General features: G+C 45.6%; 5 protein-coding genes. All 5 read left to right on the forward strand.

All coding sequences use genetic code 11. The features are described from left to right. The first annotated feature begins 868 nt into the window (after nt 1–868). Complete coding sequence (locus JX312_RS03675) at nt 869–2,224, forward strand: peptidylprolyl isomerase (RefSeq protein WP_204457109.1); 1,356 nt, start codon at nt 869–871, stop codon at nt 2,222–2,224. Further along, the gene (locus tag JX312_RS03680) at nt 2,224–4,428 is read left to right on the forward strand and encodes an OstA-like protein (RefSeq protein WP_239653796.1); all 2,205 of its coding nucleotides are present in this window, start codon (nt 2,224–2,226) and stop codon (nt 4,426–4,428) included. The genes JX312_RS03675 and JX312_RS03680 overlap by 1 nt, the downstream gene beginning before the upstream one ends. Before the next feature lie 16 nt (nt 4,429–4,444). Next, nucleotides 4,445–6,313 carry a DNA mismatch repair endonuclease MutL gene (gene mutL, locus JX312_RS03685; RefSeq protein ID WP_370541470.1) on the forward strand — a complete coding sequence of 623 codons (1,869 nt, stop codon included), beginning with the start codon at nt 4,445–4,447 and terminating at the stop codon, nt 6,311–6,313. A 133-nt stretch (nt 6,314–6,446) separates the two neighbouring features. Then, on the forward strand, nt 6,447–9,620 hold the full coding sequence (locus tag JX312_RS03690; RefSeq protein ID WP_204457112.1) for a type I restriction endonuclease subunit R: 3,174 nt from the start codon (nt 6,447–6,449) through the stop codon (nt 9,618–9,620). Continuing rightward, nucleotides 9,617–11,263 (forward strand): N-6 DNA methylase, encoded by a 1,647-nt coding sequence (locus JX312_RS03695; RefSeq protein WP_204457113.1) that lies wholly within the window; start codon nt 9,617–9,619, stop codon nt 11,261–11,263. Before JX312_RS03690 ends, JX312_RS03695 begins: the two co-directional genes overlap by 4 nt. Nucleotides 11,264–11,313: the final 50 nt, after the last annotated feature.

Here is an 11,313-nt window from a genome sequence, read left to right on the forward strand (position 1 = left end):
ATCTCCGGCAGGGGAGGAGGTCTCAGCCGAGAAAATACTTGTGGAGGTGGGAGATTCCGCACTTACAGTGCGCGAAGTGGTTTCGAGAATTCCTTCCGGTCTGTCGGAACAGGACAGTCTCGACCTTTTTAATTCGATAGTGGAGCGCTGGGTAAGAACAATGATGCTCAGTGATCTTGCATCCGATAATATAGCAGACCTTGAGAAGATAGACCGCATGGCTGAAGATTACCGTAACAACCTGATAATCGAACGCTATCTGCGATCGAAGCAAGGCGAGATTCCGGCTGTTTCGGAGCAGAGCGTAAAGATGTACTATGCCGAGCATGGATCGGAAATGAAGCTCTCCGCTCCTATCATCAAGGGTATATATATCAAGGTCGCGGATTCAGAAGAGCGTTTGGGAGACATAAGGAAATGGATGTCTTCTCCGACATCTTCCGCTATCGACAATATTGAAAAGTATGGTCTGCGCCAGGCATCGCAATATGAATATTTCAAGGATGANTGGCTTGACTGGGCGGATGTGGCGGAGCAGATACCTTACAGGTTTTACGATGCAGATGCATTTCTGGGGTCTGCCAGAGACTTCGAGACGTCATACGGAGGCTCTACGTACATACTGCATGTGTTCGATTATCTTCCTACCGGAAGTGTCATGCCATATGAATATGCCTCCCGGCGCATTGCGGATATGATGGAGAGGGAGAAAAAGGCTGACTATAGAATAAGACTTTTGACCTCGTTGTACTCCAAAAGTATAGAGGAGGGGAGACTTAAGCCTGGTCTGTATGATCCTATAAAAAGAAAGATGAGGCAGGAGGTCGCATCAGATAATGAAAACAAGAATAAAAAAAGAACCTGATATATGAAAATAAGAAACGTAATGATACCTGCGGCGGCTTGTATGGCACTTTGTGCCATTGCTGCTCCTGTTAAGCGCAATGTCGTTGACGAGGTTGCCTGGATAGTCGGTGACGAGCCGATTTTTCGTTCTGAGATAGAAGACCAGTATGCTCAGATGCGCTCTGAGGGCACATCTGTGGCAGGTGATCCGTATTGCGTTATTCCCGAGAGGATAGCTGTGGAAAAGTTGTATCTGCATCAGGCAAAGATTGATACTGTCGAGGCTCCGGAAGGACAGGTACAGGGATCGGTTGACAAGCGTCTTGCATTTTTTATAAACAATTTCGGTTCACGCGAGAAGGTTGAGGAATATTTCCGCAAACCTTATGCACAGTTGCGTGAACAACTTCTTGAGGTTATGCGCAATAATTATATAATAGAGCAGGTGCAGCATAATCTCACACAAGATGTCAAGGCGACTCCCAACGATGTCAGAAAATATTTCTCCACATTGCCGGAGGATTCCATACCTTATGTGCCGATGCAGGTGGAAGCCCAGATCATATCTATCAATCCGGTTATTCCCGCCCAGGAGATAGAAGATGTAAACGCGCGGCTCCGCGATTACGCTGACAGGGTTAATCGCGGTGAGTCCGAATTCTCTACCCTTGCCATCATGAATAGCGAGGACGGGTCAGCCATGCAGGGTGGCGAACTCGGTTACCAGTCGAGGTCATCATGGGTGCCGGAGTTCGCCAATGTGGCGTTCAACCTCAATGACCCCAAGAAAGTATCCCGTATTGTGGAAACCGAATATGGCTATCATATCATTCAGCTTATCGACAAAAGGGGGGATCAGGTTAATGTGCGCCATATTCTGCTTACCCCCAAGGTAAACGAGAAAGATCTGAGGGAAGCGACCGTGCGTCTTGATTCGTTGCGCAAAGAGATAGTGGCAGGAAAGTTCCCCTTTGAGGATGCCGCAAGATACGTGTCGCAGGACAAGGATACAAAGAACAACAGAGGAGTCATGGTGAATCCTCAGACAGGCAGTCCTCGCTTCGAGATGCAGGAATTACCGCCGGAGGTGGCAAGAAGAGTAGAGATGATGAAACCAGGAGATGTGTCTGAAGCGTTTATAATGAAAGATACAAAACGTAACAAGGATATCGTGGCAATAGTGAAACTTACGAGCCGCGTACCCNGACACAAGGCGAATCTTTCCGATGACTATAACATGCTTAAGGAGATGTATGAGGCAAAGCGGAAAGAGGAGATTCTGAAAGAGTGGGTTGAACGAAAAATCAAGGATACCTACGTAAAGATAGCCGATGGCTGGCAAAATTGTGAATTTGAATATGAAGGCTGGATAAAGTGATGATTTCAAAGACTCCCAAAATTATAGTGTTTCTCCTGGCGGCCATAGTGCTGTCGGGAGGAATCTCTGTTATGGAGTCCCTATACGCCCAGGAGCGTAAGAAAAAGGAAAAGACGGAGTCTTTCACACGTCCGGCTCCGACACAGCCGATCAAGCCTACAATACCCTCTGCCAACAGGTATCAGGAAGACAAGGTCTTTCTTGAAAATGCGGATTCCTTGTTCCGTCCGCCTATGGATTTCGAGGAGAAACAGATTGTGAAGGGTAATGTAGTGTTCCGTCAGGGAGGAATGTGGATGTATTGTGATTCGGCATATTATTTCCCGGAGCGCAATTCTCTTGACGCATTCGGACATGTAGAGATGAAACAGGGCGATACCCTTTTCGTATATGCCGACAAACTGTTTTATGACGGAGGACAAAGGAAGGCTGTGCTGACTGCCGGTCCGTCGCGTCAGGAGGTGACGCTTAAAGATCCTAAGGTAACGCTCACCACAGACAGTCTTGACTATGACATGAACATAGAGATGGGGTGGTATACCCGTGGCGGAAAGCTTCAGGACGAGATCAATGTTCTGACATCTACTTACGGAGAATACTCGCCTGCCACAAAACTTGCACGGTTTGAGGATAATGTGGTTCTCGTGAATACCAAAGACGGTTACAGGATGTTTACNGAAGAACTTGATTACAATACGGGCACACATATAGCCACAATCAATACGGAAACACGCATAGAAGGTGCGAACGACACAATCCTTACGACAGCCGGACGTTACAATACGCAGACAGACAATGCCATTCTGACGGCGAGATCCACCATACTGCATAGAGACAGTTCGATGAATGTTGTCACGCTCGAAGGTGATTCAATAATCTATGATAAGGCTACACGTCTGAGCCGGGCTTTCATGTTTCGTGATGCGGCGAAGAATCCGCAGCCGATGGTGCTGACAGACACCGCGCGCAAAATGACACTGATTGGAGGATATGGCGAGTATGACGATTCTTTGCGCTGGGCATATTCCACAGATTATCCGTTGTTGATGGAGTATTCCCAGAAAGACACACTTTTTCTTAGAGCCGACACCATTCTTACATCCGTAAGAGTGGAATATGTGTGGCCAGACAGTCTTGCCAGAGCTTTGAGCGCGGAGACGAGAGCACGTCTGCAAGGTTATACATCCGCTTCTGAAATTGCAGACGAGATGAATATTGAAGTCCTGCGGATTCCTTCCGGTTTCCCGAAACCCGGTCAGATAGGGCAGTTGCGCGGATTTGCCGGCGGTTTTTTCAAAATGCTTGAAGATTTGAAAAAAGAACGGATGAAAGCCGATAAATCAGGGACCGGTGAATCCAAGGCAGAGAAGCCGGAATCTTCGCATCTTGCCGACAGTATCGCATCGCGTCCTGTGGTAACTGATTCTGTGGTCGTTGAGACAATTGTGTCAGATTCGACTGCTGTTGTTCCGTCAGGACCGAGACTTGACAAACTCGGAAGAGACTCGACATATATGGTGCCTAAAGACTATCATGTGGCAAGAGCCATTGGCAGGGCACGTTTCTTCCGTCAGGACATGCAGGGAATAGCGGATACGATGATATATCAGGAGTATGACTCCATGCTGTATCTTATACGCAAGCCGGTTGTCTGGAATGAGCAGAAACAGGTTTATGGTGACAAGATCAACGTCCATTTCAACGACTCGACGGTAGATCGCGCCGATCTTCCCGAAAAAGGATTCCTTGCAGAATATATAGACGAGGATTTCTACAATCAGCTCGCCGGGAAAAAAATGACAGCATATTTCGATGGGGGAGAATTATCGCGTCTTGATGTGGAAGGCAATGTGGAGACAATCTTCCTTCCGATGGAGAAAGATTCGACTTACAACAAGCTTGTGAGTGTTGAGAGCTCTTTCCTTACAATTGACATGAAGGAACGCACTCTTGACAAACTCAAATTCTGGCCGGAGACCACAGGTTCCATATATCCGATATTCCTTATCAAGCCTGCTCAGAAATATCTCCAGGGATTCAGATGGTTTGAGCCTTTGAGACCCCGTCGCGAATGGTACGGCGGACGCTGGAAGTGGATGGATGAGCTGGGAGAGGTGCCGGAGGAACTTGAGAATTATTTCAAAGACGATACACCCGCATCTAAAATGAAAACCGGAATTTCTCAAACCGGATTATCTCAATAAAGAATTTATGACAGATGTGATCAGATTGCTGCCTGATGCGGTGGCAAACCAGATAGCGGCAGGAGAGGTCATACAAAGACCCTCGTCGGCGATTAAGGAGTTGGTCGAGAACGCGGTTGATTCCGGTGCCACAGATGTCCGTATTGTTGTAAAGGATGCCGGAAAGACAATGATTCAGGTCATTGACAATGGATCCGGCATGTCTGAGACCGATGCGCGTATGGCTTTTGAGAGACATGCCACTTCCAAGATCCGCAATGCGGAAGACCTGTTCTCGTTACATACAATGGGCTTCCGGGGCGAGGCGTTGCCTTCGATATGCGCCATATCTGAGGTGGATGTCAGAACCAGAAGAGAGGGTGACAAGCTCGGCACACATCTTATAATTGCAGGCAGTCGTGTGGAATGTCAGGAACCGTGTGTGTGTGACAAAGGTACTGTGATAACCGTAAAGAAACTGTTTTTCAACACTCCCGCCCGCCGCAAGTTCCTTAAAAGTGATAGTGTAGAGCTTTCCAACATAGTCCGTGAATTTGAACGGATGGCTCTTGTCAACAATCATATACGGATGGGGCTTGATACCGGCACACGTACTGTGGATTTGCGTGCCGGCTCGTTCAAGCAACGCATCATCGGACTGTGGAAATCCGGACTTGACAATCAGCTTCTGCCGATAAACGTGGAGACATCGTTGGTAAAGATAGAGGGTTTTGTTTCCCGTCCGGAATTTGCAAGACGCAGGAATCCGCTCCAGTTCCTTATAGCAAATGGCAGAAACATGCGTCATCCATATTTTCACAAGGCAATTGTCGGCTGTTATGAGTCTCTAATTGCGCCGGACACACAGCCATGCTATTTTCTTAAATTCACGGTAGACCCGCAGAGCGTGGATGTTAACCGCAGTCCGACAAAAGATGACATCAAGTTTGAATATGAACAGCAGATATGGCCTATCCTTCAGGCGGCTGTGAAGGCTGCACTCGGCAGATTCTCCGCAGTGCCTTCAATAGACTTCACATCGGACGCGATTCCGGTCAGACCTCTTAAAGAGGGGGAATTGCCGAAAGAGCCGGTGATAGATATGCCTGAAGACTATAATCCGTTCAAAACGGATTATGAAAGAAAACCATCTGCCTCCAACTGGGAATCGCTGTATGAGAATTTCAGCAGAGGGCGGAAAGAAACCGGGCAGGTTATGACAGAGGCACCGATGATGTCGGATATGATGATGTCGGATATGCAGAAGAAAGAAGTCGCCGAAGTGCAGGATGAGACACTTTTTGAAAAGGAACTGAAGGATGAGCTTGCACCGATGTGCATGCAGTATGCTTCAAAATATATAATAACTTCTTCTCGTCACGGACTGATGATAATTGACCAGCATCGCGCTCATGTGAAAATACTTTATGAAGAGTTTATGCGGAGAGTGAAGAATATGGAGGTCGTATCGCAGAGCGTGATGTTTCCCGAAGCTCTTGTTCTTGATGAGTCGCAGAGAGCCGCGTTGCTTGAGATCGAGGATGACTTGCGCAGACTTGGATTTTCGCTTGAATATGAATCCGGTGAGACATGGATGATAACCTCTCTGCCGGCAATGCTCAAGAACGGGAATCCCAAGGATATTGTTCTGAGGATACTTGATTCTGTAACTGAAGATTCCGCCAACTATGGGCTTGACGCGAGGGGAGAGGTGTCGATAGCGAGCCGTGCGGCATTGATGATGGCACGTTCTTCAGCCATAAGGCGTGGAGAAAAGCTGAGTGCCGTGGAGATGGAACATCTGTGTGCAGAGTTATTCGCTCTTCCGGATCCGGCGCTTACTCCAAACGGCAACCGCGTTTTCTGCCTCCTTGACCAGTCGCGTCTTGATTCCTTGTTCCAGTAGTTTTGTCTTTTTCTCACTGTTGCCTAATCCAATGAAAATGATTATCTTTGCGTTATAAAAATGAACCCGATAGCTTGACGAGTCTGAGGCTACCGGGAATTAGCACTGCAAAAGACAATACCTTACGGAAACCATGAGCAAATTTAATGAAGCCACAAGAGTGCAAATGCCCGCAATGGTGCATCTGACACGATTAGGTTATAAATACTTTGGCAAAATCTCAGAGGAAGATGCCGGGAAAAACCACGACCCTTCAACAAATATCCTCATAGAAGAATTTGAGAAACAGTTTGAACGGTTAAATCCCAATACTCCGATTACTGCCAAACAAATGCTTCAGGATATAAGAAACGATTTGAAGAATGATGATCTAGGTTATGCGTTTTATCAACGTCTGAAGGCGTTTTCTCCTGTTAAGTTGATAGATTTCGACACCCCGTCGAACAATAGTTTCTATTTTACAGCGGAATTTACCTGCAAGAACGGTCAGGATGAATTTCGTCCGGATATAACACTATTTGTAAACGGTCTTCCACTTGTATTTGTTGAGGTAAAGAAACCGAATAACTCAGGAGGAATGGTTGCTGAGAGTAAGCGGATGAATCAGCAGCGATTTCCCAATAAACGTTTCCGCTCTTTCATCAATATAACCCAATTGATGATATTCTCCAATAATATGGAGTATGACACAATGGGAGGAATTGTGCCGATGCAGGGCGCTTTCTATTGTACCGCAGCAAAAGAATCAGCTCCTTTCAACTGCTTCCGTGAGNAGAATCGGTCAAATGCTGATGTTGCCCCTTATAACAGGAATTATCCATACCGTCCTGTCGATAGGAGTGTCGAGAAGAAAATATTGAAAGACTTCAACTGCGAAGTTATTCACACCACCCCTGAATATAAAACAAATCTCGATACGAATACGCCGACAAATCGTATTCTGACCTCGATGTGTTCGCCTGAGAGATTACTGTTTATCCTAAAATACGGTATTGCGTACGTCAGATCAGAGCGAGAGGTAGACGGTAAAATTGAGGTGACTGACCAGAAACATATCATGCGTTATCAGCAGATGTTTGCCGCATTGGCAATTCGCGGGCATCTTGATAATGATGCAAATGCCGGTGTTGTATGGCATACACAAGGCAGTGGTAAGACGGCACTTTCATACCATCTCGCATATTTCCTGAATGACTACTTTGCAAGACAAAACAAGGTTGCCAAGTTTTATTTCATTGTTGACCGCCTTGATCTTCTGGAACAGGCTACGCAGGAGTTTGAAGCCCGAGGATTGGTTGTTACAACCGCCAATTCCCGTAAGGAACTTATGGAGCAGTTCCGCGACAACAAGTCTCAGCAGGGAGTGAGCGGCAAACAGGAAATCACTGTTGTAAACATTCAGCGTTTTGCCGAGGACAAAGAAAAGGTGAAACTGCCTGAATATGCTACCAGCCTTCAGCGTATATTCATACTCGACGAAGCGCATCGCGGCTATCGCCCAGGCGGCTGTTTCCTCGCCAATCTTTTTGACGCAGACCCGAACTCTATCAAGATTGCTCTGACGGGGACACCTTTGCTTAAGGATGAAAAAGCGACGGCAACTGTCTTTAACGATTATTTTCATACATATTACTATGACCGCTCTATCGCCGATGGCTACACATTGAAAATAATCCGTGAAGAAATCGAGACATCGTATAAGGAGAGACTTACACAAATCATGGATAAGCTTGAACAGCTTGTTCAGAAGAAAGACGTTCATAAGTCTACCATCATTGAACATGAGAATTACGTAAAAGAACTTATCAGATACGTAATTACAGATCTTACTCGGTTCCGTCAACAGCATGGCGACAATACATTGGGCGGAATGATTATTTGTGAGACCAGTGGTCAAGCACGGAATCTGGCTATGTATTGGGACGAAGTTCAGCGGGAAATGAATAAAAACGCTTCGTTCCCGACGAATGTGAAAGCTCGTCTTATTCTTCACGACACCGATGACAAAGAAACCCGCAAGCAGATAGTCAAAGACTTCAAGAAAAATATGACAGTCGATGTCCTGATTGTTTTCAACATGCTTTTGACCGGTTTTGACGCTCCACGATTAAAACGTCTTTATTTCGGTCGAAAGCTTAAAGATCACAATCTCCTTCAGGCACTTACACGTGTGAACCGTCCTTATAAAAACAACCGTTACGGATATATTATAGACTTTGCTGACATCAGGCGTAACTTCGAGGAAACAAATGAAGCGTACCTTCAAGAGCTAAACCGTTTTAATGACCCGAATGAGGATGGAAGCGGAATAACGGATACTTTCACTCAGGTGCTTGAAAATCCTCAGGAGATTCTCGATACTATGCGTGACATTCATGACACATTGTTTGAATATACCTTGAATAATGTGGAGGAATTCAGTTCTGAGGTGTCGACCATACAGGACAAAGAGGAACTTCTCAAATTGAAGAAGGTTCTTGAAGCTGCGCGTGACTGCGGAAATCTTGTCCGCACATTCGGCGACGATGAGTTAAAAGCACAGTTTGCCAAAGTGGAACTGACCAAACTCCCGGATATGCTGAAGGAAGTTCAGCATCACATCACCATCATAAACCAGAAGGAGGCATTCAATGCTGTCGGACAGACTGCCATACTGGTTAATGAGGCGATGCAGGACATAGAGTTTACATTCTCCAAAATTGGAGAGGAAGAACTTAAACTGATTTCCGGAGGGCGTGAACTTCAGGACAAATGGAGAGACACTATCCGGGCATTTATGGATAATGTCGACCCCGATGATCCGGAGTTTATAACTCTGCGGGAAGCTTTTATGCAACGCTTTAAGGAGCACGGATTTGTAATTGACTCTATCGCTAAATTCAATGAGGAAACAGCAGCTCTGGATTCTATAATAGACCGACTGAAAACTATCCAAAAGACGAATAAGGCACTTTTGAACAAATATAACGGTGATGCAAAATTCGCGCGTGTCCACAAACGTATCCGAGAAATCAACTCTGAACGCAAGGAGAAGTCAAGAAAACCGATTTTTACTTTCAGTGACTATGAAATAAGTATAATCCTCAACATGATAAAGGAGGATGTAGACCAGCGGGTTTATGACAAGAACGACATTCTGAAAAAGGATGTTTACTTCGAGCAGACCGTATTGCAGATTGTTGCCAATATGCTCTCGCATTTCCCGCAGATCAGTGATGAGGCAACTATTGAGGATTATAACTTTGTAAAGAATGGTATTGCCCGTCAATACTTGAATCAGTATAAAGCTACATACGCAACCGCATAGTGAATATAAAAGAGAAAACCATACGTCTTATCGATGACCTCAAAGCCACATGTCAGGTCTACGGACTCGGCAACGATGGCAACGAATACAAGATTATCACTCAGATTTTCCTGTTCAAGTTCCTGAATGACAAGTTCGGATATGAGCTTAAGAAAGCCAAAAGTCCCCTTGCCAAGAAAATCAACGATGCCGAGCATTGGGAGCTTGCATATTCCGGTCTAAGTGATTCAGAACGTGAATTGCTATTGGTTTTCCTCCCTCCGGAAACTCTAAAATTACAGCCGGAACATCTGCTCTATAAACTTTGGAACAACCAGTCCAAAGGTAATTTTGATGAAATATTCGATGCTACAATGACTGATATTGCCGTGCAAAACATCGACATATTTTCAACACAGACAACTCAAAACACAAAAATTCCTCTTTTTGAACGCCTGACACCTTACGTAACTGACGTGGACCAGCGTCCGGCATTTGCACGAGCCTTGGTTGACAAGCTCGTTGGCTTCTCTTTCGAAGAGGCTTTTTCCGATGAGAAAGGCTACGACTTCTTTGCCACTATCTTTGAATATCTTATCAAAGACTATAATACTGCCGGAGGTGGAAAGTATGCGGAATACTATACCCCGCACGCCATTGCCACCATCATGGCTCGTCTTCTGGTAGACGAGAATGAAGACTTGCACAATATCGAGGCTTACGACCCTTCGGCAGGTACAGGCACGCTGCTAATGGCACTTGCCCATCAGATCGGTAACAGTAAATGCACCATCTTTGCACAGGACATTTCACAGCGAAGTAACAAGATGTTGAAACTTAACCTTCTGCTCAATGGTTTGGTTTCATCACTTGACCATGCCATTCAGGGAGACACCCTTGTTTCACCCTACCACAAAAATGACGAAGGAACATCTTGGAGACAGTTTGATTACGTTGTTTCCAATCCTCCGTTCAAAATGGATTTTGCCGATACCCGCGAAAAGATAGCAGCCCAGCCGACGCGTTTCTGGGCAGGTGTGCCTAAGGTTCCGGCAAAGAAGAAAGAGAGCATGGCAATATATGCATGTTTCATTCAGCACGTAATCAATTCGCTGAAGCCGAATGGCAAGGGTGCGATCGTAATACCTACCGGTTTTATTACAGCAAAGTCAGGAATTGAGAACAAGATACTAAAGCATATCGTTGACAATAAGATTATCCACGGAGTTGTTTCAATGCCCTCGAATGTTTTTGCAAATACCGGCACCAATGTTTCGGTATTGTTCTTCGACAACTCCAAAACTTCCGATAAGGTAATCCTTATTGACGCTTCCAAACTCGGTGAAGAATATAAGGAGGGAAACAATCAGAAGAAACGCCTTCGTCCGGAAGAAATCGACAAGATTGTAACTACTTTCCGAAACCGTGAAGCTGAGGAAGGGTTCTCTGTAGCCGTAACATACGATGAAATCAGGGAGAAGGGCTATTCGCTTTCAGCCGGTCAATATTTCGACATCAAGATTGAATATGTCGATATAACGGAAGAGGAATTCAACCGGCGCATGGCTGACTATGAGTCCAAGTTAACTGAAATGTTTGCAGAAAGCCACCGTCTGGAGTCTGAGATTCTGGCGCAACTGAAATCCCTTAAATTCAACAGCTGAAATCATNGCAAAGGAAATACAATTTATTCTATATAATCTGCCCGATANTT

The sequence above is a fragment of the Barnesiella sp. CU968 genome (genome assembly GCF_905219685.1).
In the GTDB taxonomy this organism is placed as follows: Bacteria; Bacteroidota; Bacteroidia; order Bacteroidales; family Muribaculaceae; genus Lepagella; species Lepagella muris_A.